Here is a 23811-nt window from a genome sequence, read left to right on the forward strand (position 1 = left end):
AGGAATCCCGTAGCGGTCAGTCCATTCACAAGACCCTGGGCTGTTGATAGAGGTATTTCCGCTTTATGGGCTATGTCCGTTAACGAAAGCCCATCGCTAGATCGAGCTACGAGCTCCAGGATTGTCGCGATGCGGTCGACCGTTCGGTGGCGTGGCCGAGGTCGTTGAGATTCAGACATGAACGAATCTTAACAATTTTTGTGAACTAGTCTTTTCATCTTCAAAAGTGAGGTAGCTTTACAGAGGTAGGTAAATATCGTAGAGGGTTACGATAATATGAAGAACAGCCTGTGTGAAAGTGTCAAGCTTTTGGCTGAGAGCGTGTGATGATTTTCGGGAGGTCAAGATGGTTTCGAATACAGAATTGAAGGAACTTCGACAACAAGTTCGTTCCTTTTTGCGAGAGCAAATTGATATCGGTCGATTTGAACCGAGCATCGATACGTGGCTCACAAAATGGGACGAAGATTTTACGAAGTCGCTGGCTGAACAAGGCTGGGTGGGAATGACGATCCCACGGGAATATGGCGGCCATGGGCGGACGTTCTTGGAGCGGTTTGTCGTAACCGAAGAGTTGCTCGCTGTTGGCGCTCCTGTAGCTGCGCAGTGGGTAGCGGACCGGCAAATTGCACCGTCCTTGTTGGCACACGGCTCCGAAGATCAGAAGAAGAAGTACTTACCACGGATTGCGGAAGGAGAAGTATGTTTCGCAATTGGGATGAGTGAGCCAGATTCGGGTTCGGATTTGGCTTCAGTCCGGACCAAGGCGGTGAAAACCGCCGGAGGTTGGAACATCACAGGCACCAAAGTCTGGACATCGGGAGCGCAACACTCGGAAGCGTTCTTTTGCTTGGCTCGCACTGCCCCCCTCGACGTATCTGATCGGCATGCTGGACTCTCCCAGTTTCTTTTGGATTTGAGGAGTGAAGGCGTAACGATACGGCCGATCGAATCAATTTCGGGTAGTCGACACTTTAGTGAAGTCATCATGGACAACGTATTCGTTCCCGATGACATGGTATTTGGCGAGCTGGGCAAAGGCTGGAAGCAAGTCAATTCAGAACTGGCTTTCGAGCGATCTGGACCCGAAAGGTTCTTGTCTTCCTTCCGGCTGTTTGCCGAGGCTTCATCGGGGAGAGCGGAGAGCTCGGAAAGAAAGCACGAGATCTTAGGCACCGATTCGATCGGACAATACGCGGCTCGACTTGCCGGGCTCCATGGGATGTCCAGCAAAGTTGCTGAAACACTCCAAGCTGGAGGACAAGCTGATTTGCCCGCAGTGCTCGTCAAACTGCTGGGTACTGCCACAGAGGGAGACATCGTTGAGGACATCGACCGACGTGTTGATGCTGATTCCCCTGTTTCGCCACAACTGCTTCAGCTACTTCGCGCAGGAGTAGTTCAGCGTCCTGGTTTCACTCTGCGTGGTGGAACTAATGAGATCCTTCGTACAGTAATCGCTCGTGGATTGGAGCTGCGATAATGAAGTTTTTGGAAAAAACAGCCAGCGTTGTTTCGTCTGTCGAAATTGACAGCGAGCTAGAAGATCTCGCAAACGACGTGTTCGCTAATGCCACATTGGATGAGCAAACTCTTCGAGAAACGTGGAACACGTTGTCTGAGCTGGGTCTTGCTCGATTGACAGGAAGTGAAGAACTTGGTGGATCCGGAGCTAGTTGGAGTGAGGCTGCCTGCGTGGCGCGAGCGGCTGCATCTCAGGGATTGCCTATTCCGTATGTGGAGTCCGATCTGTTAGCTGGATGGTTGTTGGAGCAGTTGGGACTTCCCGTTGACGATGCGATCCGAACAGTAGCGTTCCTTAACCGGCAAGGCCACAGTAATCGCGCACCATGGGTTAGAGAAGCGGATAGGATCGTGGTAGTTCGCCCGTTTGGGGAGACGGATACGGACGGATATTCCTCGTGGCAAGTAGCAGATATCGAAAGGGGAAAGGTATCGATTGAGGACATTCCTCATTATGGGAAGGAGCCGCGTTCGAAGATCAGTCTGCCAAATGAAGCAGGAATTGAGTGGCATGAGCTCTCGAATTCCAAGTTTCACTTGCTCTATCTTCGAGGTGCTCTTGCTAGGAGCGTTCAAGTAGTTGCTGCGTTAGAAACCGCAACTGTGCTGGCAAGGGAACACGTTGTTACGCGCCACCAGTTCGGACGACCTGTTGCTCGATTTCAATCAGTTCAGAATTTGATTGTAGACGCAGTTGCGGAGGCAACGCTTGCTCGATCAGCAGTAGAAGTAGCTCTGAAGAAGGCGGTCGAAACTGATCTTGACAGCACTGATAGTGCCTTTTATGTAGCAGTAGCAAAATCAGTAGTCGGTCGAGCGACTTCGATAGTGGTGAGGAATACTCACCAGGCGATGGGAGCGATGGGTACTACGGAAGAACATTCGCTCCACAAGTTCACTAATGCGGCGTTAACCTGGCGTGGCGAGTTCGGCTCGCCACATTCGTGGGAGCAGAAGTTGGGTGAAGCAATGAACACCGGGGCCGTCGACGATGTATGGGGAAACATTGTCGAAGGCGTTGAAGTTGAGATTCCGGCGGCGATGGTGTGAGTATGAATTCCGCTCTAGATGGACTAAGAGTTATTGATATTTCGCGTGTGCTGGCAGGCCCGTTGTGTGCTCAAATGCTTGCAGATCATGGTGCGGATGTCATAAAAGTGGAACCGCCCGGTGGGGACGAGACTCGTTTTTGGGGCCCCCCGTTCTTTAGAGAAGAACAAAGCGCATACTTCACAGGATTGAATCGCAACAAAAGAAACATATCGGCCGATCTCAGTACCGGAGATGGACAGCAACTCCTACGGCGACTTCTCTCAGGAGCCGATGTTCTTATCGAGAACTTCAAAGCTGGGACTTTGGCAAAGTGGGGCTTGACTGATGACGTGATTCGAGCTGATTTTCCGCGTTTAGTACATTGTCGGATCACAGGGTACGGAACGGACGGGCCGATTGGAGGAGCACCAGGATATGATGCTGTAATCCAGGCATGTTCAGGGCTGATGAGTATAAATGGTGATCCCGATGGGCCAGAAATGAGGATTGGCATTCCACTAGTCGATATTGTGACTAGTCAAAATGCATTATCTGGAATTCTTATGGCACTTCATATTCGTGAGCGCAGTGGAAAAGGGCAATTGATCGATATGGCTCTCCTGGACAATGCCATGTCTATCTTGCATCCGCACGCTTATACTTACCTCGCCTCAGGAGAAAACCCAAAGCGTACAGGGGTTTGCCATCCAACGATTTCTCCTTATGAAACTTTTCAGGCTGCGGATGGTCCTTTCTTCTTAGGTGTAGGGAACGATCGACAGTTCAAGTCGGCAATGCAAGTGCTCGGTGCAAATGATTTGGCTGATGACCCGGACTTTGCAACAAATCCAGCCAGGGTGGAAAACCGGGATCGACTACGTGAGCGCATCAGCGTGCTTGTCCAAGCTTGGTACCGAGATGATCTTGCGCTCGAACTGACGGAGGTCGGTGTACCTGGAGGTCCAGTTAATCAGATCAGTGAAGCACTCCAGGATCCACAAGTACTGCATCGTCAAATGGTGGTGAACATCGAGGGATATACGGGCGTAGGAATCCCAATCAAGCTCACTGAAAACCCGGGCAGAGTCAAATTCGGTCCACGGAGAAAGGGTGCTGATAGTGCGAGTATCTTGAAAGAACTCGGTTACTCGGATGATGAATCCGAAGCGCTGATGGGGGCGCGTGTCGTCGCGGGCATTGCCGAGTAGAGAGGCCTAAAAAGAGCGCTGCCAGCAGATCAAAGTGACAACCTTCATACTTTCTTCTGTTGCCCGCTGAGACATATCCGACAAAAGCTGGTGTGCAGCCCTAGAGAGGTCTACTCTCTCCATTCGTGAAAACGTTTCGTCAGCATCGAAACGACAACTCCGATCTCCGCGCGGTTACCTTCCCACCACGGTTGAAACCAACCACGCTCGTTGTTGTTTGTTACGCGATGCTTATTGCTATCGGCACCGCCGTGCTGATGTTGCCGATTTCTACCTCCGAACATGCCATTACCAGTGGTAGTGGCACAGTGGGCGATCGAACCAGTTTCCTTGATGCCCTCTTTACAGCTACCTCGGCATCGTGTCTCACCGGTCTCATCACCGTTGATACGGGTACTCATTGGTCTGGATTCGGTGAATTTGTCATTATCACCCTAATCCAACTGGGCGGCCTAGGCTTCATGACTATCGCCTCCATCTTTGGTCTCATGGTTGCCGGCCGTCTCGGCATCAACCGACGCGCTGGCGCTCGTGTGGAGGGACGCGGTGTCGATCTGGGTGAAGTTTCGTGGGTTGTTCGCGCAACCATCATTTTCACCGTGATAATCGAGCTGTGCTTGGCTGTCCTCCTCTCTTTCCGCTTCTACTACGCCTATGACTATCCGTTACCGCGTGCGATCTGGGAAGGCATTTTCCACGCGATTTCCGCATTCAACAACGCTGGCTTTGCGCTGTACACGGACAATGTCATCGGCTTCAACACCGATGCCCTGGTGATCCTGCCACTCGCATTCGGACTCATGGTCGGCGGTATCGGTTTCCCTGTCTTACTTGAAACTTTTCGACGATTCCGTCGTAAAGCACAAGGACAACCAGCACACCGCTGGAGTCTGACAGCACGGTTCACGTGGATCGGTACCGCCATGTTGGTGCTCGCTGGCTTCGTGTTGGTGGCTGCAGCGGAATGGAACGGCGCGTTGAAAGGACTCAGCGGGCCGGCCAAGGTGCTGAACGCGTTTTTCGCAGGCGTGAGCCCTCGTACTGCGGGATTTAATGCGTTGGATTATTTGGATTTCCATCCGTCAACACTGCTCGGCACGGATATTTTGATGTTCATCGGCGGCGGTTCCGGTGGTACTGCGGGTGGTGTGAAGATCACGACGGTCGCCGTCATCGTCGCTGCGGTGCTCGCGGAAATTCGCGGTGAGAAAACGGTGTCGATTCAGCAGCGACAAATTAGCCCTCGTATCGTTCGTCAATCGTTGGCGGTTTTTGCGTTCGGTGGTGTGCTCTCGATCGGCAGTTTGGTGGCCATCATGTTCATGGCACCTCAGTTCACCACTGATCAGATTGCGTTTGATGTGGTGAGTGCGTTTGCAACCGTTGGCTTGTCAACGGGCATCACCCCAATGCTTCCCGCCGGCGCCCAAGGTGTGTTGATCATGCTCATGTTTGCTGGTCGCGTTGGTCCCATCGTGCTGGCGACGGCGTTGGCTGCACGCACGAAGAATCGGCTTTACGAATTCCCGGAAGAACGACCGTTTATCGGTTAGCTCGTCACTGCAATTACCCATCCGCGACTTACCCGCACTTTTAATCAGGAGAGATCCTCATGTTTTCACGTCGAGCTGACACCTCACCCGTGGTCATTCTGGGTATGGGCCGCTTCGGCCAGGCCCTTGGCGAAGAGCTTCGTGCTAACGGTATCGAAGTTCTCTGCGTTGACTTTCGCGAGCGTGTAGTCCAAGAATTGTCCGCTACCTTCGACCATGTTGTCACCGCCGACACGACGCAGCCGGAAGTTCTGCGACAGCTCGGTGTGCATGAAGCCGAGCGAGTTGTCATTGCCATCGGCAGCGACATCGAAGCATCGCTGCTGACCGCATCCGCGGTCGTCGATATGGGAGTACCCCTGATTTGGGCAAAGGCCGATAATCAAGCTCATGCGAAGATCCTTGGACAAATCGGAGTCCATCACGTGATTCGCCCGGAGGCAGACACCGGACGTCGCGTCGCGCACCTAATCGGTGGCAAGGTACAGGACTATCTGGAGTTCGACCGTGATTTCGCAATCGCCAAGATCGTGCCACCCGTTGCTGTGCAGGGCAAGAACGTGAGCGAGATCAATGCGATTGCGCCCGTTACGGTGCTCGCGCTGCGTCCACGGTGTGAACGATTTCGGCCAGCACTTGATGACGATATCGTCAACGCTGGCGATCTGCTGATTGTGTCGGGGCCCGTCGAAAAGCTGGAGGACTTCGCTAGTGACTAGGGGAGTAGCGGGCATTTAGCGCTGGGTGATTGCTTCCTTCAGCATCCGCGCCGCTTCCTCCGGATTGGCAGCATCGGTAATCGCACGAACCACAACGATGCGTTCTGCACCCGCGTCGATGACCTCGCCGACCCGCTCCTGATCAATGCCACCGATAGCCCACCATGGCTTTACAGGATCGACAGTGACCGCCCGGCGCGGATCGGTGACGTCAGCAACGCTGCGTTGGCCGGCTTCGGCTGAGCTGGCAGCACGTAATTGCGCGACTGCTGCAGCTGCTGCTCGCACAGTGTCGAGGCCAACTGCTGCACGATTCGGCTTCGTTGGAGTAGCCCATACTGGTCCGATCACTGCGTAGTCGATACCAGGGTCTGCGAGAGACTCGGCGAACATGTCCGCATTGCGGTTGGAACGCCCGACGAGCATGTCGTCGCCAAGCAAACGACGCACTTGCGCAGTAGTGAGATCCTCTTGGCCGACATGGAGAATATCCGCATCGACGAGGGCCGCTACATCCGCGCGGTCGTTGACTGCAAAGAGGCGATCATGCTCGGAGGCGACGTCGGCAAGTACTTCGACGGCGTCGATTTCGCTGCGTGCATCGATCTTCTTATCTCGCAGCTGAATGATGTCCACGCCACCTTCGTATGCCGCGTGCAGGAATTCGCGTAGATCACCGCGATCGGCACGCGCGTCAGTGCAGACGTAGAGGCGGGCTTCGCGGAGCTTCGCTTGACGACGCTCACGCGCAGGCGATACCGCACTGTTGCCGGTGATGGGCTGTAACAAAGGTTCGGAAGCCATAGGCCTATGATAGGGGTAACAATTCCGCGGGAGCCTCGACCGAGGGGCTGAGAGGGCGCAATGCCGACCGCTACACCTGATGCGGGTCATGCCGCCGGAGGGAGGAAGGCAGTGGACACTGCCTCAAAGCCTGAGCAACAGTCAGACCAGAAGTCCGTTGTTGTTGCTGGTGCAGGCATTATTGGGCTGGCTACTGCATGGCGGTTGCTGCGCCGTGGCTGGCAGGTCACTGTGCTTGATGCCGAACCGGTTTCTGGCGCATCCTATGCCGCAGCTGGCATGCTTGCACCCGTCAGCGAAGTGGTGTGGGATCAGCCGACGCTGTATCCGTTGATGATTACCTCTGGCGAGATGTACGCGGAATTTGCGCAGGCAGTGGCCAAAGAATCCGGCGAGAATGTCGGCTATCTCGACAGCGAAACGTTTGTGTGTGCTGGTGACGCAGCTGATCGACAGACGCTGACCGACCTGATGTCGTTGCAACACCAGATGGGTATGGAAGTACGTCGGATCACTGCGTCTGCTGCGCGCCGGGCTGAGCCTGCTCTTGGCCCAGGTTGTGTCGGGGCCGTCGAAATTCCCGGCGACCATCAAATCGATCCCCGCTTGTTTACCACTGCTCTGCTGAAGATTCTGCGGCAGCAGGTCGTTCGCGCTCAGGTATCCGAAGTTCTTTACGACGGCGATCGCGCCATTGGGCTACGCGATACCGAAGGCAGCGACTACCTGGCAGATGAAGTCCTGTTGGCAGCAGGGCTGAATACTGGCGATATTGCCGGTTTGCCAGACACCTTGGAGCTACCACTTCGCCCTGTGTATGGCGATGTGATCCGTATGAACGTGCCACAGCGGCTGCAGCCACTGGTCACTCGCACAATTAGGGGCATTGTGCAAGGCCGACCGGTGTATATCGTGCCTCGGGCAGATGGCTCAATTGTTCTGGGTGCGACCTCCCGCGAAGACTCCATGTCGGGTGTGTCTGCCGAGGGCGTCCACCAACTTCTTCGTGATGCCTACCGGCTCGTACCGGGCATTCTCGATTGCGAAATTACTGAACTGACGACACGCGCTCGCCCAGGTTCTCCAGACGACGTTCCAATGATCGGTCGAGTTGCCCCACACTTGACGGTGTCCACCGGATACTTTCGACATGGAATCTTGCTCGCTGCTGTCGGTTCCCTAATTGGCGCTGACGTTGTGTGTGACAACGACGTTGATCAAGACATTGCTACTGCCGTTGATCCGTGGCGCTTTAGCGATGCCCGGCCGTGAATGCGCAACCTTGTAATGCGCAATCGTGACTAGACCAAAAGACACCCCACTAGACGTGACACGAAAGGCCACCACCATGACCACCACTGTTAATGGCGAGGCATATGAGCCACGCGACAACGAAACGATTCTTGACCTCGTCACTGCTCATTCTGGTCGCGAGCTATCTAACGATGGAACGCCGGCAGATGGTTCACGTTTGGGAATCGCGGTTGCTGTGGATGGGGTCGTCGTCAGGCGAACCCAGTGGGCGCAAACACCGGTAGCTGGGCAGATCGACATTGTGACGGCAGTGCAGGGCGGCTAAGAGCGAGAGCTAGAGGAGACTTCTGATCATGACTGACAACACTGCAGGCACCTTGAACATTGGCGGGTTGAGGCTGAATTCGCGCCTCATCATGGGCACGGGTGGCGCGACGTCGATGGATACGCTGGAACGTGCGCTTATTGAATCGGGCACGGAGCTGACGACGGTCGCGATGCGTCGTTTCGCAGCTGGGTCGCAGCAATCAATTTTTGCAATGCTCGAGCGCAACAACATTGCCGCGCTGCCAAATACTGCTGGCTGCTACACCGCGCGTGATGCAGTGTTGACAGCACAGCTGGCGAGGGAAGCGCTGGAGACAAATCTGCTGAAGCTCGAAGTCATTGCCGACGAAGACACGCTGCTGCCAGATCCAGTGGAACTCGTCGCTGCGGCAGAGGAACTGGTCAATGATAATTTCGTTGTGTTTGCGTACACCAACGACGACCCGGCGTTGGCTAAGCGACTTGAAGATGTGGGCTGTGCTGCGGTGATGCCGGCCGGTTCGCCTATCGGTACTGGCCTGGGTATTTTGAACCCACACAATATTGAACTCATCGTGGAACGCTCTCAGGTACCAATCATCTTGGACGCTGGCATTGGCACCGCCTCCGAAGCTGCGCTGGCCATGGAGCTCGGTTGCGACGCGGTTCTTCTCGCATCTGCTGTCACTCGCGCACAAGACCCCGTGGCCATGGCGCGCGCCATGAAGTTCGGAGTCGAGGCAGGTTACACAGCTCGCAATGCAGGGCGCATCCCACGACGGCGTTTGGCACAGGCAAGCTCGTCGTTCGATGGCATCATCACCGAACGCGTGGGTACCTCCCGCGAGGAAGAGTCGTTGTAGTGGCAAGGCAGCCAGCGACCGCGGTACCACTTCCGCGTTTGTCCGAGCGCGATCTGCGCAGATACGCGCGACACTTGACCTTGCCGGGCTTCGGCGGAGACGCGCAGCGTCGACTGCGAAATTCTCGAGTACTTGTCATCGGTGCAGGCGGTCTCGGGTCGCCGGTTTTGCTGTATCTGGCTGCGTCTGGGGTCGGACATCTCACAATCATTGACGACGACACTGTCGATGAATCCAACCTGCAACGGCAGGTTCTCCACCGTGAAAGCGATATTGGCCGACCGAAGGCCGAGTCTGCGCGCGACGCAGTGTTACGACTGGACTCGGAAATGTCGGTTGAGGCGATCGTCGGCAAGATCGACCCGGACAATGCGTGTGAACTGTTCGAGAACCACGACATTGTGCTCGATGGAGCCGACAACTTTGCGACGCGGTACCTATCCAACGACGCCGCCGAAATCACCAAGACACCCCTGGTATGGGGAACGATCTCGCAATTCCAAGGGCAAGTGTCGGTGTTCTGGCCCGGGCGTGGGCCAATGCTCCGCGATTTGTACCCGGACATTCCCGACCCCGACTCCGTCCCTTCGTGCGCAGCCGGTGGGGTGCTTGGTGCGATGGTTGGCCAAATCGGCTCCATGTTGGCAATCGAAGCCATCAAAGTATTGACGGGTGTTGGCGAGCCAGCGATCGGGCGCCTTTTGCTTATCGACGTCCTCGTGCCAGAAGTTCGCACTCTACAATTCACGGCCGATCCCGATAGGGAACCGGTCACAGATTTGTCGGATATCGAGGACGTATGTGGTGACTCCGCGTACTGGGCAGAGGAATCTGAGCAGGAGCGGAAGGAGCAGCAGCAAACTGCCGATGCGCCTATCAGGGATGGAATCTCGGCGTATGAAGCAGCCGACATGTTGTCGAGCAGCGACGTGCAAGCGATTCTTGTCGATGTACGCGAAGCGCCAGAACTGACTCAAGCTGCAATTGATGGCACCATTCATATTCCTCTGGGGCGAATTCGCCAGCAGGGATGGGCAGCGGTCGCACGGTCTGTGCTTGACGATTCGGTAGCTACTGCCACCGATGTCATCGTCAATTGCCGATCCGGTCAGCGGTCCCAACACGCCATTGACATTTTCATGATGGATCCAACAACGCCACGGGGAATCCGGCTGCACAATCTCAATGGCGGAATTCTTGCGTGGTTGACGGGGCCAGGAGCGTCGTAAAGCAAATGCACCTATGCTGGTAGATGAAGCTTTTCGATAGCTTTCAAAACCACATGGGTGTCGCAGCGACAGAGTTGTGTTTGGTTGTCGGTTGGCGTTGCCCAGCACTACCTAGGAGGACACAATGGCCGACTGGATTGCCGATGTCAAGAAGTACGCACCCGACGCAGATGACGCGGTGCTGGAGAAGATGCTCACCACGTACCGTTTGGTGCTGAGCAAGCGTGACTCATCGCTTGTATCATTCAGCGATCCAGCTGAGCTGGCAACTGTGCGTGAGAATTTCTTGAAGAAGAAGCTCGGCCTTACCGACGATGACGCAACGCTAGATGCCGCGATCGCTGAAGTTGGCGAAAAGATGAAGGACGGTACCGTCAACGGGCGCTTGGCTGTCTACTACTTGCTGGCTGAGAAGTTCGGCAAGCTGGACGTGTTCAAGTAGTCGCGAGCGTCGGTCAGATGTGACATCAAGCAGACACGACGTCATTCAGACAAGAACGTAGCCCTCGCATTAGCCAGCGCGGTGAGATAGTCGGCGACAGCGTCGATATCCGCAACGCGGTGGCGTGCGAGGGTTTCGCCGTCTCCGACCTTGATGCCGAAGTCGCCGTCGCCCAGCACTCGGAATCCGTTTTCATCGGTGACGTCGTCGCCAAGAAATACGACGCAGGAAGCCCCGAAGTCGGCCTTTGCCCGCTCAATCCACGTTCCCTTTGTGATGTCCAGGATCGAGAACTCGACGATGCCCTTGCCATTTGTCATCGTCACTTCACGGTCCGCGTACTTCCTCGCCCACAGCGCACGCGATCGCTCCATGATGTCCTCAGCTTCTGCAGGATCACGCTGCTGTGTGCCAAGCACATGTGTCACCAAATTCACCGGCTTCTTCTCCACAAAAGCACCCTCATGCTTTGCGACGACCGTCTCCAAATCGTCTCGCAATTCCGCATAGATTTGCTGCTGCTCGGGCGTGAGAGACACCGCCTGCGTGGATGATTCAGCGCCGTGAGAGCCGACGAGCATGACCTTTTCGCTAGTGGGGCAAAGCGTCGATAGAGTCGCGAGCTCGCGTCCAGACAACACCGCTACGTTGGTGTGTGGCATGGTGGCGAGGCGGTTCAGAGCGCTGATTGCGTCCGGATGGACAGGAACGTCATAAATCTGGGTCGAGTAACCAGCGAGAGTGCCGTCAAAATCAGACACGACGAGCAGGTTGGCTGCCGTGGCTGGGGTCTGCGTTGTGGGTGGGGTGGGAGCTGTCTGTTCGTCGCGTTCACTCATGGTTTCCAGTGTTCCACCAATCCGTCGACCAGGTAATCCAGCTGTCATGGAATACTAGAAGCGTGGCTGAGAAAAAGAAGATCGCAAACGTCCTCGCAAACCGATACGCTTCCGCTTCGCTGGCGCAGCTGTGGAGCCCAGAGCACAAGATCGTTCTGGAGCGTCAGCTCTGGATCGCCGTGCTGAAGGCTCAGCAGGCTCGTGGCATCGAGGTTCCGGGGGGCACCATCGAGGCGTACGAGGCCGTGGTGGACCAGGTTGATTTGGAGTCGATTGCGAATCGTGAGCGCATCACGCGCCACGATGTCAAGGCCCGCATCGAGGAGTTCTGTGACCTTGCGGGTACGGAGCACATCCACAAAGGCATGACCTCGCGTGACTTGACCGAGAACGTTGAGCAGCTGCAGATGCTGCAGTCTTTGCAGGCTGTTCGCGACAAGGCAGTGGCTGTAGTTGCGCGCACCGCGGAAAAGGCCGCTATGTACCAGTCGTTGGTCATGGCTGGTCGTTCCCACAACGTGGCAGCTCAGGCAACCACTTTGGGTAAGCGTTTCGCATCTGCTGCAGACGAGATGCTGCTGGGCATCGAGCGCGTCAATGAATTGATCGACCGCTACCCGCTCCGTGGCATCAAGGGCCCAATGGGTACCGCTCAGGACATGCTGGATCTCCTTGATGGCGATGAAGCCGCACTGGCGTCACTTGAAGCTGAAATCGCTGAAGGTCTTGGCTTTACCCGTGTCTTTGATTCGGTCGGTCAGGTCTACCCACGCACCCTGGACTTCGATGCGCTGTCTGCGCTGGTCGAGCTGGGCGCTGGCCCATCCTCGCTGGCCACCACAATCCGCCTGATGGCAGGCAACGAAATTGTGACCGAGGGTTTCAAGGAAGGCCAGGTCGGTTCGTCCGCAATGCCTCACAAGATGAACGCTCGTTCCTGTGAGCGTGTGACTGGTTTCCAGGTCATTTTGCGCGGTTACATGATGATGCTGTCGGAGCTCGCAGGTAACCAGTGGAACGAAGGCGACGTATCGTGCTCTGTTGTTCGTCGTGTGGCGCTGCCAGATGCGTTCTTCGCTATGGACGGCATGTTCGAAACATTCTTGACTGTGTTGGACGAGTTCGGTGCATTCCCAGCAATGATTGACCGTGAGCTGGAGCGCTACCTGCCATTCCTGGCGTCGACCAAGGTTCTGATGGCATGTGTGCGTGCTGGTGTTGGCCGTGAGGAGGCTCACGAGGTCATCAAGGAGCACGCCGTAGCAACCGCATTGGATATGCGTGAGAAGGGCGCGGAGCAGAACTTGGTGCAGCGTCTGGCTGCAGATTCCCGCATTCCTTTGGACGAAGCAGGCCTGACTGAGGCATTGGCTGACCGTCACGCATTCATCGGTGCAGCAGAGTCCCAGGTTGACCGTGTATGCGCACGCGTCAACGCCCTGGTTGAGAAGCACCCAGAGGCTGCGGCATACAAGCCAGGCGAGATTCTGTAGTTGCGATACCTGGCGGTGTAGAAAGCCTGGGGTAGAGCGAAAGGGGCAGTCAGCTGTTGCTGGCTGCCCCTTTGTTTACTTTGCCTGCGCTGTGGCCGTCAACCACTTGCACTTAACGCTGCGTCAAGGAGTGAACTGGTCTCATGCGAGACACAGAGATTGATTACACAGATGGCTCTGAGCTCACGGTAGGTGAAGCCGCAGATGTTCTTGGCGTGACAGCACGAACATTGCGTCATTGGGATTCCATCGGACTGCTCGTGCCCAGCTGGCGCACGGCAGCAGGCCATCGTCTCTACCTCGATGCTGATATCGAGCGTGCCCAACAGATCTTGGTGTATCGGGAAATCGGTGTTCCGCTCGACGAAGTCAAAACACTTGTCGACGGTGCCACTAATCCTCGAGACCATCTCATTCGGCAGCGACACCTGCTGAAAGAACGTGCCTCGCATCTGCACCGAATGATCGACGTAGTCGACAATCTTCTGGAGGCAATTGACATGGATAAGAAGATGACTGCCCGCGATGCAGCCGAAAAGTTTGGCGGAGGCTGGCGACAAGACTGGGCTGACGAAGCGGAGCAGCGCTGGGGTGACTCGGATGAATTCGCGGAGTCCGCTCGTCGCAACGCGAACCGTACGAAAGACGAATGGGCGCAGATGTACGCAGACCAGGACGCGCTGGTCGCAGCACTTGCGGAAGCCGTCCGCGCGGGCACGAACCCGGACTCGGAGCAGGGGCGTGAGATTTCGGCGAAGCACCGAGCGGGGATTGAAAAACACTATGAGTGTGGACATGCTCGGCAAATGTGCTTGGCCAGGATGTATCTCGCGGATTCGCGGTTCCGCGAGGCATATGAATCCGAAGACAAGGGAGGCGTGCCAGGTGCAGTCGAGTGGCTGGTCGCAGCTATCGAGGCGGATGCGCGGGCGCATGGTGTCAATCCTGACACCGCGACGTGGTGAGGATCCGCCTGATTCAACTCAAATCCGTTTGTTTTCACCACGGAACTGTGATCTGCGACATATGTTTGCACTATGACGAATCCGGAAATCACTGATGTCCCAGAGGGATACCTCGCAGCGCACCCTGAACTGGAAGAAACACTAGGTGGTCGCGCGCCGAATGGCCGTGACTTGGCTGGCTTGCGTCGTGTCGTAATCGTGCACGGTTTCGGTGGTTATCCCGAGAAACACTGGTACCCGTGGCTAGCAAATGAACTGGTCGCTGCTGGTCTGCCGGTGACTCGGGTTGCGTTGCCGTCGCCGAAGAATCCGGATCGCGCGGAGTGGGAGCGGGCGCTCGAAGAACAGGTCGGTTCTGTGGATGATGCGATCGTGGTGGCGCATTCTCTTGGTTGCGTTGCGACGATCTCCCACATCGAGCACCACCCTGAAGACAAGCCACGTGGTCTTGTTTTTGTGACGGCATTCGACAAGAAGGTTGAGGCAATTCCCGAGGTCGATGGCTTCGTCGGTGAAGGTGCTGACAGTGACGGCGTGGCGCGTCGGACTCGTCATGTTGCAATCGTGCACTCCGACGAGGATCCCGTGGTGCCTATCCATAATTCCCAAGAGATGGCGAAGCGCTGGGAAGCGGCGGTTGAGGGAACGGACACGACGGTGCGAACAGTCGAGGTGCCCGGCGCGAAGCACTTCCTGTTTGGGCATGGAGTGACCGAAGTGCCGGAAGTGCGCGATCTTGTCATGGAGATGCTGGACTAGTTGGGAGCGTTCGGCCCAGCTTCGGCCGGCTTTGGTTGTCGCGGCGATGTGACTGGGGTGACTGGCGTAGCTGGGGTGGCAGGGGGTCGGTTGGCCGGGTGGCTGGTTGTGGATGGTTGTGGATCGTTTTGGCGTGGGCCCTATCCCGGCGTTGCGCGAAGTTCACGCAACGCATTAGGTGCGCTAAATGTCCCGTACGGTCGCTGTGAAGTGTGGTCGCTTCTTCTTGCGATTCCATGCCACAATGTCCATGCCACCGCGGGCATCCGCTGCATCAGCAACGCCAGCACCAGCAGCGCCAGCACCTGCGGCTCCCGTGCCCTCAGCAACTTCACCAGCACGAGTAATCGACAGCATTACTGACGCTGGCAGTACGACCGGGGTCGCGAAGTCAATGGCGAACTCATATGGCTCACCAGCAGGAACATCAGAGGAAGCCAGTGCCTTCGATGCCGTAAACATGCCATGCGCAATCACTCCTGGCATACCCAATGCCCGCGCTGCCACACCATTGATGTGAATCGGGTTCCAGTCTCCGGATACGGCAGCCCAGCGACGCCCCACATCCTTCGCTAGCTTCCATTGCGCAGTTGGCAGCGGGGGAGCGAACAACTCACGCCAAGTGTTCCCTCTAGCTGCGCGCTGCTTCTCGACGTCGTCAAACCCGGCGGCATCCTTCAAGCGCACGCCCTTCGCCAGGTAGACGGATTCCTCTTCCACGAGAATCTCCGGCAGCACTGTGTTTTCTGGAGTGGCTGCTTCGTGGGTGTCGTCGTCACGCGAAGCTCGGACGGTGGAAACCAGTACTACCTCGGTTCCTGCGCGGTGGGCGCGGAATTCCCGAATGGAGACCTCGATGTCGACAGTCGAGCCGAGTTCTACGGCACCGAGACGGCGGTAGGTGTTCGACGTGTGAATGAGTCCCATCATGGGCAGTGGGAAGTCATCGGCAGCCATGAGTTCCATTTGCACTGGCATGAGCAGGGCATGGACATGGCCGAAAAATGCCTCATCGACGCCGAGACCGCTTGCAGTCCTAGCTCCGACGAGATCGCGGAACTTATCGTCGCGAGAACGCGACACTGCCACGTTATGCACCGCGAGCATTGGCACCTTTACGTCGGTGGACGTAGGGCGCTTCTTTGCGGAGCCCGCAGCAGCCTTCGCATAGAGAGGGCCCAGCGACGGAATGGCCTTCAAGGTTTTAACCATGGAGAAACTCCTTTCGGAAGTTCAATACGCGACAGAGCATCGGCTAAGCGCCCACGATGTTCTGGCCGCACACACGAAGCACATGGCCATTGACACCGAGAGCCTGATCGGAGACGAGGAAGGAAATAGCCTGGGCAACATCGCCAGGCTGCCCGCCCTGCTGCAACGAATTCACGCGACGCGCGACCTGACGATTCACGAATGGAATCGCAGCGGTCATATCCGTCTCGATGAAGCCCGGCGCGACTGCGTTGATGTTTCCACCACGGCGCTCGAACTCGGCAGCTGATGCCTCAACCATCGCGATGACTCCGGCCTTGGACGCCGCATAGTTCGTTTGGCCACGGTTGCCCGCAATACCGGACGTGGACGCCATCGACGCGATACGTGGCGACTTCTGAAATGCCTCATGAGCCAGCAGCTGCTCGTTCATGGTCAGCTGTGCCTCGATGTTCACAGCAATGACCGAAGCCCACTTTGCTTCATCCATATTTGCAAGCATCTTGTCGCGGGTAATACCTGCATTGTGAATCACAATGTCCAGCGCGCCATAGCGCTTCATCGCCGCATCGGCGATCTGATTTCCCGCATCAGTGGAGGTGATGTCCAGCTGCAATGCGAGGCCACCCAACTCGTTGGCAACCTTCGACAATGCTTCACCGGCCTGAGGAACATCGATGACGATGACGGTCGCGCCGTCGTCGTGAAGTTGCTTCGCAATAGCCGCACCAATGCCACGTGCAGCGCCGGTCACAGCGGCGACCTTGCCTGCGAGTGGCTGATCCCAATCGGCTGGCAGCGTGCCATTCTCGGAAGAGACGCGGAGGAACTGGCCATCCACGAACGCTGAACGGCCCGACAGGAAGAACCGCAGCGACGCGATGACAGATGGTGCCAGCACGTTGACATCGCCATCCAGCAGAATGCCGTTCGCAGTCGAGCCACCCCGAACTTCGTGGCCCATCGAACGGACAAGCCCCTCGACACCACCACGCGCTGCCTCGACAGCTACGTCATCAGTGGAGCCCTTTGCTCGGGACAAGGTGATAAACCTGCCACCTTTATCCAGCTTGCGTAGGTGACCTGCCGCAGCGAGCACTGGTTCTTGCAAATCGGTGGGGCGCTGCGCCTCGGTCAGCACTAGTACAACTGCGCCGATCTTGTCATCGGCGGCGGAGCCACGACGAACGTGCAAACCCCAATCGGTAAGTTGCTTTGCGACGGCGTCTGCATCCGCACCCTCGCCCGTGACCAACACGATGTCGTTGCGGAGGAGGGGATCGCCAACCTTGTGACGGCGAAGAAGCGGTGGCTGTGGCAATCCCGCAGCCTTGGCAAAGCCAGTGAGGGGACCGCCGGTTACGAGTTCTTGGTACTTATCGGCCATGGTGTACGACTCCTGGTGGTGAGTGAAAGTTCTCTGATTGCTGTGATTGCTGTGATTGCTGTGAGTGCTCTGAGTACTGAGAACGATGCGGAATTGCGGCTAGACGCGTGCTTCAAGAATTGCGACGACACCCTGGCCGCCTGCTGCACATACGGAAATAAGTCCGCGAGTGGTGGTGCCGGTTTCGTCAGCCTTGGCACGCAGCATCTTTGCCAGCGATGCGGTAATGCGACCGCCAGTTGCTGCAAATGGGTGGCCGCAGGCCAAGGACGAACCATTGACGTTGAGCTTTTCGCGTGGGATGGAACCGAGTGGCTGGTCGAGTCCGAGGCGCTCGCGGCAGTATTCCTCGTCCTCCCACGCCTTCATGGTGGCGCAGACGGTAGCAGCGAAAGCCTCGTGGATCTCGAAGAAATCGAAGTCATCGAATGAGAGGCCGTTGCGGGCCAACAGGCGTGGCACGGCGTAGGCAGGCGCCATCAGCAAGCCTTCGTCGCCATGAACAAAGTCAACTGCCGCAGCTTCCGAATCCACCACATCTGCGAGGACCGGCAGGCCACGCTCTTGCGCCCACTCCACGGAAGAAACCAGCACGGCGGATGCACCGTCGGTAAGCGGGGTGGAGTTGCCTGCGGTCATCGTTGGTTCCACGTCGAGACCGCGACCGAATACCGGCTTCAGCTTGCCTAGCTTTTCGACGGTCGAGTCCCCGCGCAAATTCGTGTCCTTGGTGACACCGTTGAATGGGGTGATGAGGTCGGCAAAGAAACCTTCGTCGTACGCGCGGGCAAGATTCTGATGTGACGCAGCTGCGATTTCGTCCTGCTCCTGGCGGGTGATGCCCCACTTGGCAGTGGTCAGTGCCTGATGCTCGCCCATGGACAGGCCAGTGCGAGGTTCGCCCGTTGACGGTGGTTCGGGAGCAAGATCAGCGGGGCGTACCTTGGCGAATACTTTCGCCATGTCGAGTGGCTTCTTCTTACGGCTGGCTTCCAGCAGGATTTTGCGGAGACGGTCATTAACGGCGATAGGTGCATCCGAGGTGGTGTCTACGCCACCAGCAATGGCGGAGTCGATCTGCCCCATTTTGATCATGTTTGACACCGAGTTCAGGGCCTCCATGCCCGTGGCACAGGCCATCTGCACATCGAATGCTGGGGTGGCAGGGGACAATGCTGAGCCGAGAACGCATTCGCGAGTGAGATTGAAATCGCGGGAGTGCTTGAGCACTGCACCAGCGGAAACTGCACCGAGTCGTTCGCCGGCGAGTCCGTAGCGAGCGACGAGGCCGTCGATAACTGCGGTGAGCATGTCCTGGTTCGATGCGTTGGCATATTCCTTATTGGAACGCGCGAATGGGATGCGGTTGCCGCCGACGATGACAGCGCGGCGGAGAGAAGAATTGGTGGTCTGATTCGTCATGGAATTGGTACCTTCCGGGTCCCTCGCATGTGACTTGAATTACTAAAATTAGACCTTACTTGTCTTGTCCGAGCACTGTCACGGGTTTTCACTTTTTATAGAACAATGCTGATGGATTGGGGCGCTTAAACGATGGCGAGAACTTGTGACAGATCGGTGTAATTACTCCACATTAGGGGGAATGACTGGGTTAAAAGGGTCTTCAGAGTTCATGGGGTCTACACTGTCTTGCCATGCGCCCTGAACTTTCCTCGTACAGTCATCTTGCCGCTGGCAAGGTTCGTGAGATTTACGAGATTGACTCCGAGACTCTGTTGATGGTCGTCAGTGACCGTATTTCGGCATATGACTACATCCTGGACACTCCAATCCCCGACAAGGGACGTGTCCTGACCGCGATGAGTGTGTTCTTCTTCGATGAACTCGATTTCCCGAATCACCTCGCCGGTCCAGCAGACGATGACCGTATCCCCGCCGAATCTCTGGGCCGAGCACTGGTGTGCAAGAAGCTCGACATGGTTCCTTTCGAGTGCGTTGCTCGTGGTTACCTCACCGGTTCTGGCTTGGCTGAATACCGCGAGAGTGGCACTGTCTGTGGCATTGAGCTGCCAGAAGGCTTGACCGAAGGCTCTAAGCTCCCAGAGCCAATCTTCACGCCAGCTACGAAGGCTGAAATCGGTGACCATGACGAGAACGTGTCGTTCGACCGTGTTGTCAAGGACCTCGGCGAGGAGCGTGCAAACGAGCTTCGCGATGCCACCTTGTCCATCTACAAGCAGGCGGCAGATCTCGCCCTGGAGCGGGGCATCATTTTGGCAGACACCAAGTTCGAGTTCGGAATCGACACCGACGGCACGCTGGTCCTCGCTGACGAAGTCCTGACCCCAGACTCTTCCCGCTACTGGCAGGCCGACACCCACGTCGAGGGTCAGGTCAACCCAAGCTTCGACAAGCAGTATGTCCGCAACTGGCTGACCTCTGCGAAGTCTGGTTGGGACAAGGGATCTGGCACCCCACCGCCAGCGCTTCCAGGTAGTGTCGTCGAGGCAACCCGCGAACGCTACATCGAAGCATACGAGCGTATTTCGGGACGTCGTTTCTCAGATTGGATTGGAGCCCCTGCGTGACCAACGCCGCCAACTCACCGGCCAGCACTTCCGCACCAGTTGCAGACAAAAGGCCGGTAGTTCGGTCGCACCATGGTCGCAGCTTCACCGATGACTATGAGTGGCTTCGGGATAAAGAAAACCCCGACGTCATCGACTACCTCGATGCCGAAAATGCGTACACCGACGCGCACACGGCGGACTTGAAAGAACTCCAAGAAAGCATTTTCACCGAGATCAAATCTCGAGTGAAGGAAACAGACATGTCGGTGCCAGTTCGCTCCGGCGACTGGTGGTATTACTCCCGCACCCTCGAGGGTAAGTCCTACGGCATGAGCTGCCGTATTGCTGCCGAACCAGGCAATTGGATCCCTCCGCAGATTCCTGAGGGCGCGCCGGGCAGCGCACAGACGCAGGCGATCGGCGAGCACATTATTCTCGACGCAAACGAGCTCGCCGAAGGCCACTCTTTCTTCTCGCTGGGTGCTGCCTCAGTGTCCGTCGATGGCACCTTGCTCGCGTACTCCACGGATGTCGTTGGCGATGAACGCTACACCCTTCGCATCAAGAACCTTGCTACGGGCGAACTTTACGACGACACTCTCGAAGGCATCGCAGCTGGCGCGACCTGGGTCGGCAACGAATGGATCTTCTATCAGCGCGTTGACGAAGCGTGGCGTCCAGATTCCGTGTGGCGCCACAAGGTGGGCACTCCTGCCGACGAAGATGTCCGTGTTTTCCACGAAGCCGATGAAGCTTTCTGGACCGGCGTTGGCACCACCCGAAGCGAGAAGTACCTCATCATCGAGGCTGCCTCAAAGATCACGTCGGAAAGCTGGTATCTCGACTGCAGCGATCCATGCGGTGAACTAACCTGCGTACGACCTCGTGAAACGGGCGTGGAATACGACGTTGATCACGCTGTCATTGGTGGGCGCGACCATTGGTTGGTCACGCACAATATGACTGGCGAGAACTTCGCCTTGGCAACGACACCGGTGGGCTCATTCGACAGCGTAGAACAGCTCATCGAACTTATCCCGCATGACGACGGCACCCGCATCGAAGGTGTGGATTGTTTCAGCGACCACATCGTCGTGGGTTACCGCAAGGGCGGCATTGGTCGGCTGGCACTGACCTCGGTCGGTGCCGATGTCGAGTCGCTGGATTTCGTCGATATGCAGTTTGACGAGGAGCTTTACACCGCGGGTACTGCGGGGAATCCAGAGTGGGAAACTCCTGTGCTTCGGTACTCGTATGGCTCGTTCACGACACCATCACAGTTGTGGCAGATTGACCTTGCAACCGGCGAGCGAGAACTACTGAAGGAACAGCCGGTACTAGGCGAATTCAATCGGGATGATTATGTCGCGGAGCGCTTGTGGGTACCCGCGAACGACGGAACTGACATCCCCGTGTCAGTGGTGCGGCGCAAGGATGTGGACGTCGCAAAGCCGAATCCAGTGATGCTGTACGGATACGGCAGCTATGAAGCATCGATCGATCCTGGTTTTTCGGTGGCTCGATTGTCACTGATGGATCGGGGCATGATCTTTGTGATCGCGCATGTGCGCGGTGGTGGAGAGATGGGGCGACTGTGGTGGGAACACGGTCATGGCCTGACCAAGAAGAACACCTTTACGGACTTCATTGATGTGGCCGACTACTTGCTGGAACACGGTTGGACCACGCGCGAGCAGATGGTTGCCAACGGTGGCTCCGCTGGTGGCATGCTCATGGGTGCGGTAGCGAATATGGCGGGCGACCGGTTTGCCGGTATTCAAGCGGTTGTACCGTTCGTGGATTGTCTGACATCGATGTTGATGCCAGAGTTGCCTTTGACTGTGGTCGAGTGGGATGAGTGGGGAGATCCTTTCCATGACCCACAGGTCTATGACTACATGGCGTCGTATGCCCCGTACGAGAACATCACGGCTGAGATGGATTATTCGAAGATCCTGGCGATCACCAGCTTGAACGACACCCGCGTGCTGTATGTGGAGCCGGCGAAATGGATTGCCAAGCTTCGCGATGTATGTGCGGACCAGCCCGCTGAAAAGTTCCTCCTTAAGACTGAAATGTCTGCCGGTCACGGTGGTGTGTCTGGCCGCTATGAAAAGTGGCGCGAAACTGCTTTCCAGTACGCCTGGATTCTGCGCACGGCAGGAGCTGCATAGTGGAGTGGTTCAATGAGCTTCCCGACGATGTTGCTACTGTCTATCACAACATTTTTCGTCGTCGTGACGTGCGTCGTGAGTTCTCGGGTGAGGTTATCGACCGTGACATGCTGATGCGTGTGCTGGAAGCTGCGCACGCGGCACCCTCGGTGGGGTTGACTCAGCCGTGGGATTTTCACATTGTGCAGGATCCGGCGCGATTGGCTGAGTTTGCTCAGCACGTCGGACAGTGTCGTGATGACTTTGCTGCAAAGCTCGACGGTGAACGAAAAGATACGTTCAATCCGATTCGGATCGAAGGAATTGAAGCGGCTGGCACCGGCATTGTGGTGACGTACGATCCGACGCGCGGTGGCACCAACATCTTGGGTCGCGACACCATCGCTGACACCGGATTGATGTCAGTTGCGCTGGCAATCCAGAATCTGTGGTTAGCGGCAACCGCTGAAGGCATTGGCATGGGCTGGGTGAGTTTTTACAAGGAAGAATTCCTCGCTGATTTCATCGGGGTGGAAGCACCTGTCCGCCCCGTTGGCTGGTTATGCCTGGGGCCGGTGACACACTTGGCGAAAGAACGCGACCTCGAAGCCTTCGGATGGCGCAAGGGTTTGCCTCTCGATGCCGTTGTTCACTGGGATATCGCCGATTCCGTTGCAAACGACTAAGTTGCTAAAGATTAACTAGACAACAATTGGTATGCAATCGTTTTCTGCAGCGTAGCCTTGGTTTTACTTTGATTTAACGAAATAGTGATGTTGTATAGGCATGACCCTCGTACCAGTGCCTCTCGACCCATCCGTTCACCTCGCTGGCTTCCATCCACATCCGCCAGCGCTTGTTGTATCGGTGTCGGGGTTGCGGGATTCCACGTTGCTGGATGCAGCAAGGTTCGTCGCGGCGATGGACAAGCGCGATGTCAGCCCTGCGCTGCTCATAGCACCGCACGCGGGTAAGGACTGGTCTTTGCGTAAGGCTCCGGCAGTATTGGACTGGGTGCGTCGTCGTAAAGAAGAAGGCACGGAAGTACTGTTGGCTGGATTCGACCAGTCCGTGCGTGGCAGGTTAGGCGAGTTTTCAACGTTGGATGCGCATGAAGCGCACCTGCGTTTGAAGGCCGCGACGCGTCAGATGAAGGCGCTGGGGCTGGAGACTGACATGTTCGCCCCACCGAAGTGGGCAATGTCTCCAGGCACGCTGGAAGCTCTGCCAGGTTTGGGTTTCCGCATTGCAGCGGATCTTCATGGTGTGCATGACCTGGATACCGGCGCGGTAGATCCAACTCGTGTGTTGGCACTGGGAGAAGGTTTCGGTGCCGCAGGTTGGTGGCGCCGAGCGATGCGCAATTCCATCGATCGGGCAGTACGTAGCAACCGTCCAATTCGACTGTCGGTGTCAGCAACTCGCCTGCGCGAGCCGAAGGTTCGCGATGCCGCGCTGGAGATGGTCGACCGAGCGCTCGACGCGGGTGCGCAGCCGACTGGTCATGCCATGGTGCCATTGCGCGTCGCTGCCTAGAC

22 protein-coding genes, 1 pseudogene and 1 riboswitch are annotated in these 23811 nt (G+C 56.8%); of the genes and pseudogenes, 17 read left to right on the top strand and 6 right to left on the bottom strand.

Going from position 1 to position 23811, the window contains the following annotated elements; all coding sequences use genetic code 11:
- Window positions 1–5: 5 nt before the first annotated feature.
- A pseudogene (locus tag WG938_RS09535) lies at window positions 6–179 on the bottom strand (helix-turn-helix domain-containing protein); the annotation flags it as partial.
- Window positions 180–346: 167 nt separating this feature from the next.
- On the opposite strand from WG938_RS09535, the gene WG938_RS09540 reads away from it, so the two are divergent.
- The 5 genes from WG938_RS09540 to WG938_RS09560 all read left to right on the top strand — a co-directional run bounded on the left by WG938_RS09540 (window position 347) and on the right by WG938_RS09560 (window position 6036).
- Window positions 347–1483: an acyl-CoA dehydrogenase family protein gene (locus WG938_RS09540; RefSeq protein ID WP_339979962.1), complete on the top strand. Its 1137-nt coding sequence runs from the start codon at window positions 347–349 to the stop codon at window positions 1481–1483.
- Window positions 1483–2574 (top strand): acyl-CoA dehydrogenase family protein, encoded by a 1092-nt coding sequence (locus tag WG938_RS09545; protein ID WP_339979963.1) that lies wholly within the window; start codon window positions 1483–1485, stop codon window positions 2572–2574. Before WG938_RS09540 ends, WG938_RS09545 begins: the two co-directional genes overlap by 1 nt.
- 2 nt (window positions 2575–2576) lie before the next feature.
- Complete coding sequence (locus tag WG938_RS09550) at window positions 2577–3764, top strand: CaiB/BaiF CoA transferase family protein (protein ID WP_339979964.1); 1188 nt, start codon at window positions 2577–2579, stop codon at window positions 3762–3764.
- 227 nt (window positions 3765–3991) lie between these two features.
- Complete coding sequence (locus tag WG938_RS09555) at window positions 3992–5317, top strand: TrkH family potassium uptake protein (protein WP_339980052.1); 1326 nt, start codon at window positions 3992–3994, stop codon at window positions 5315–5317.
- A 59-nt stretch (window positions 5318–5376) separates the two neighbouring features.
- Window positions 5377–6036 carry a potassium channel family protein gene (locus tag WG938_RS09560; RefSeq protein WP_339979965.1) on the top strand — a complete coding sequence of 220 codons (660 nt, stop codon included), beginning with the start codon at window positions 5377–5379 and terminating at the stop codon, window positions 6034–6036.
- A gap of 15 nt (window positions 6037–6051) precedes the next feature.
- Here the strand turns inward: WG938_RS09560 and WG938_RS09565 are convergent, their stop codons facing one another.
- Window positions 6052–6840 (bottom strand): thiamine phosphate synthase, encoded by a 789-nt coding sequence (locus WG938_RS09565; RefSeq protein WP_339979966.1) that lies wholly within the window; start codon window positions 6838–6840, stop codon window positions 6052–6054.
- Between the two features lie 16 nt (window positions 6841–6856).
- Window positions 6857–6960, top strand: a riboswitch (TPP riboswitch).
- Here WG938_RS09565 and thiO point away from each other — a divergent pair.
- The 5 genes from thiO to WG938_RS09590 all read left to right on the top strand — a co-directional run bounded on the left by thiO (window position 6952) and on the right by WG938_RS09590 (window position 10934).
- Window positions 6952–8112 (top strand): glycine oxidase ThiO, encoded by a 1161-nt coding sequence (gene thiO, locus WG938_RS09570; RefSeq protein ID WP_339979967.1) that lies wholly within the window; start codon window positions 6952–6954, stop codon window positions 8110–8112. (Overlaps the previous riboswitch by 9 nt.)
- A gap of 76 nt (window positions 8113–8188) precedes the next feature.
- Window positions 8189–8419, top strand: coding sequence for a sulfur carrier protein ThiS (gene thiS, locus WG938_RS09575; protein ID WP_339979969.1), 231 nt, complete (start codon window positions 8189–8191; stop codon window positions 8417–8419).
- Between the two features lie 28 nt (window positions 8420–8447).
- A complete protein-coding gene (locus WG938_RS09580) occupies window positions 8448–9263 on the top strand; it encodes a thiazole synthase (RefSeq protein ID WP_339979971.1) in 816 nt (271 codons plus the stop codon).
- Window positions 9263–10492, top strand: a complete 1230-nt coding sequence (gene moeB / locus WG938_RS09585) for a molybdopterin-synthase adenylyltransferase MoeB (protein ID WP_339979973.1) — start codon at window positions 9263–9265, stop codon at window positions 10490–10492. Before WG938_RS09580 ends, moeB begins: the two co-directional genes overlap by 1 nt.
- A 124-nt stretch (window positions 10493–10616) precedes the next feature.
- A complete protein-coding gene (locus WG938_RS09590) occupies window positions 10617–10934 on the top strand; it encodes a DUF2853 family protein (protein ID WP_339979974.1) in 318 nt (105 codons plus the stop codon).
- Between the two features lie 41 nt (window positions 10935–10975).
- Here WG938_RS09590 and otsB read toward each other — a convergent pair whose 3' ends face one another.
- Window positions 10976–11773: a trehalose-phosphatase gene (gene otsB / locus WG938_RS09595; RefSeq protein WP_339979975.1), complete on the bottom strand. Its 798-nt coding sequence runs from the start codon at window positions 11771–11773 to the stop codon at window positions 10976–10978.
- 62 nt (window positions 11774–11835) lie between these two features.
- Here otsB and purB point away from each other — a divergent pair, with 62 nt between their 5' ends.
- From purB to WG938_RS09610, 3 genes are all read left to right on the top strand, one after another.
- Window positions 11836–13266 carry an adenylosuccinate lyase gene (gene purB, locus WG938_RS09600; protein ID WP_339979976.1) on the top strand — a complete coding sequence of 477 codons (1431 nt, stop codon included), beginning with the start codon at window positions 11836–11838 and terminating at the stop codon, window positions 13264–13266.
- A gap of 143 nt (window positions 13267–13409) precedes the next feature.
- A complete protein-coding gene (locus WG938_RS09605; RefSeq protein WP_339979977.1) occupies window positions 13410–14231 on the top strand; it encodes a MerR family transcriptional regulator in 822 nt (273 codons plus the stop codon).
- Between the two features lie 72 nt (window positions 14232–14303).
- Complete coding sequence (locus tag WG938_RS09610; RefSeq protein WP_339979978.1) at window positions 14304–14990, top strand: RBBP9/YdeN family alpha/beta hydrolase; 687 nt, start codon at window positions 14304–14306, stop codon at window positions 14988–14990.
- 183 nt (window positions 14991–15173) lie between these two features.
- On the opposite strand, the gene WG938_RS09615 is transcribed toward WG938_RS09610, so the two are convergent.
- The 3 genes from WG938_RS09615 to WG938_RS09625 form a co-directional block, all read right to left on the bottom strand.
- Complete coding sequence (locus WG938_RS09615) at window positions 15174–16202, bottom strand: MaoC/PaaZ C-terminal domain-containing protein (RefSeq protein ID WP_339979979.1); 1029 nt, start codon at window positions 16200–16202, stop codon at window positions 15174–15176.
- Between the two features lie 43 nt (window positions 16203–16245).
- Window positions 16246–17589 (bottom strand): 3-oxoacyl-ACP reductase, encoded by a 1344-nt coding sequence (locus WG938_RS09620; RefSeq protein WP_339979981.1) that lies wholly within the window; start codon window positions 17587–17589, stop codon window positions 16246–16248.
- 99 nt (window positions 17590–17688) lie between these two features.
- A complete protein-coding gene (locus WG938_RS09625) occupies window positions 17689–19011 on the bottom strand; it encodes an acetyl-CoA C-acetyltransferase (protein ID WP_339979982.1) in 1323 nt (440 codons plus the stop codon).
- Window positions 19012–19244: 233 nt separating this feature from the next.
- Here WG938_RS09625 and WG938_RS09630 point away from each other — a divergent pair, with 233 nt between their 5' ends.
- The 4 genes from WG938_RS09630 to WG938_RS09645 all read left to right on the top strand — a co-directional run bounded on the left by WG938_RS09630 (window position 19245) and on the right by WG938_RS09645 (window position 23809).
- Window positions 19245–20138: a phosphoribosylaminoimidazolesuccinocarboxamide synthase gene (locus WG938_RS09630; RefSeq protein ID WP_339979983.1), complete on the top strand. Its 894-nt coding sequence runs from the start codon at window positions 19245–19247 to the stop codon at window positions 20136–20138.
- Window positions 20135–22294 carry a S9 family peptidase gene (locus tag WG938_RS09635; RefSeq protein ID WP_339979984.1) on the top strand — a complete coding sequence of 720 codons (2160 nt, stop codon included), beginning with the start codon at window positions 20135–20137 and terminating at the stop codon, window positions 22292–22294. Before WG938_RS09630 ends, WG938_RS09635 begins: the two co-directional genes overlap by 4 nt.
- Window positions 22294–22959, top strand: a complete 666-nt coding sequence (gene bluB / locus WG938_RS09640) for a 5,6-dimethylbenzimidazole synthase (protein WP_339979986.1) — start codon at window positions 22294–22296, stop codon at window positions 22957–22959. Before WG938_RS09635 ends, bluB begins: the two co-directional genes overlap by 1 nt.
- Window positions 22960–23059: 100 nt before the next feature.
- Window positions 23060–23809, top strand: a complete 750-nt coding sequence (locus WG938_RS09645) for a polysaccharide deacetylase family protein (protein WP_339979988.1) — start codon at window positions 23060–23062, stop codon at window positions 23807–23809.
- The last annotated feature ends 2 nt before the right edge of the window (window positions 23810–23811 follow it).

Origin of the sequence: Corynebacterium sp. H113 (genome assembly GCF_037572315.1) — a bacterium.
Lineage (GTDB): Bacteria > Actinomycetota > Actinomycetes > Mycobacteriales > Mycobacteriaceae > Corynebacterium.

Coding starts and splice junctions, on each gene's coding strand:
- WG938_RS09540 (WP_339979962.1), top strand. CDS start 347: ATGGTTTCGAATACAGAATTGAAGGAACTTCGACAACAAGTTCGTTCC.
- WG938_RS09545 (WP_339979963.1), top strand. CDS start 1,483: ATGAAGTTTTTGGAAAAAACAGCCAGCGTTGTTTCGTCTGTCGAAATT.
- WG938_RS09550 (WP_339979964.1), top strand. CDS start 2,577: ATGAATTCCGCTCTAGATGGACTAAGAGTTATTGATATTTCGCGTGTG.
- WG938_RS09555 (WP_339980052.1), top strand. CDS start 3,992: ATGCTTATTGCTATCGGCACCGCCGTGCTGATGTTGCCGATTTCTACC.
- WG938_RS09560 (WP_339979965.1), top strand. CDS start 5,377: ATGTTTTCACGTCGAGCTGACACCTCACCCGTGGTCATTCTGGGTATG.
- WG938_RS09565 (WP_339979966.1), bottom strand. CDS start 6,840: ATGGCTTCCGAACCTTTGTTACAGCCCATCACCGGCAACAGTGCGGTA.
- thiS (WP_339979969.1), top strand. CDS start 8,189: ATGACCACCACTGTTAATGGCGAGGCATATGAGCCACGCGACAACGAA.
- WG938_RS09580 (WP_339979971.1), top strand. CDS start 8,448: ATGACTGACAACACTGCAGGCACCTTGAACATTGGCGGGTTGAGGCTG.
- WG938_RS09590 (WP_339979974.1), top strand. CDS start 10,617: ATGGCCGACTGGATTGCCGATGTCAAGAAGTACGCACCCGACGCAGAT.
- otsB (WP_339979975.1), bottom strand. CDS start 11,773: ATGAGTGAACGCGACGAACAGACAGCTCCCACCCCACCCACAACGCAG.
- WG938_RS09605 (WP_339979977.1), top strand. CDS start 13,410: ATGCGAGACACAGAGATTGATTACACAGATGGCTCTGAGCTCACGGTA.
- WG938_RS09610 (WP_339979978.1), top strand. CDS start 14,304: ATGACGAATCCGGAAATCACTGATGTCCCAGAGGGATACCTCGCAGCG.
- WG938_RS09615 (WP_339979979.1), bottom strand. CDS start 16,202: ATGGTTAAAACCTTGAAGGCCATTCCGTCGCTGGGCCCTCTCTATGCG.
- WG938_RS09620 (WP_339979981.1), bottom strand. CDS start 17,589: ATGGCCGATAAGTACCAAGAACTCGTAACCGGCGGTCCCCTCACTGGC.
- WG938_RS09625 (WP_339979982.1), bottom strand. CDS start 19,011: ATGACGAATCAGACCACCAATTCTTCTCTCCGCCGCGCTGTCATCGTC.
- WG938_RS09630 (WP_339979983.1), top strand. CDS start 19,245: ATGCGCCCTGAACTTTCCTCGTACAGTCATCTTGCCGCTGGCAAGGTT.
- WG938_RS09645 (WP_339979988.1), top strand. CDS start 23,060: ATGACCCTCGTACCAGTGCCTCTCGACCCATCCGTTCACCTCGCTGGC.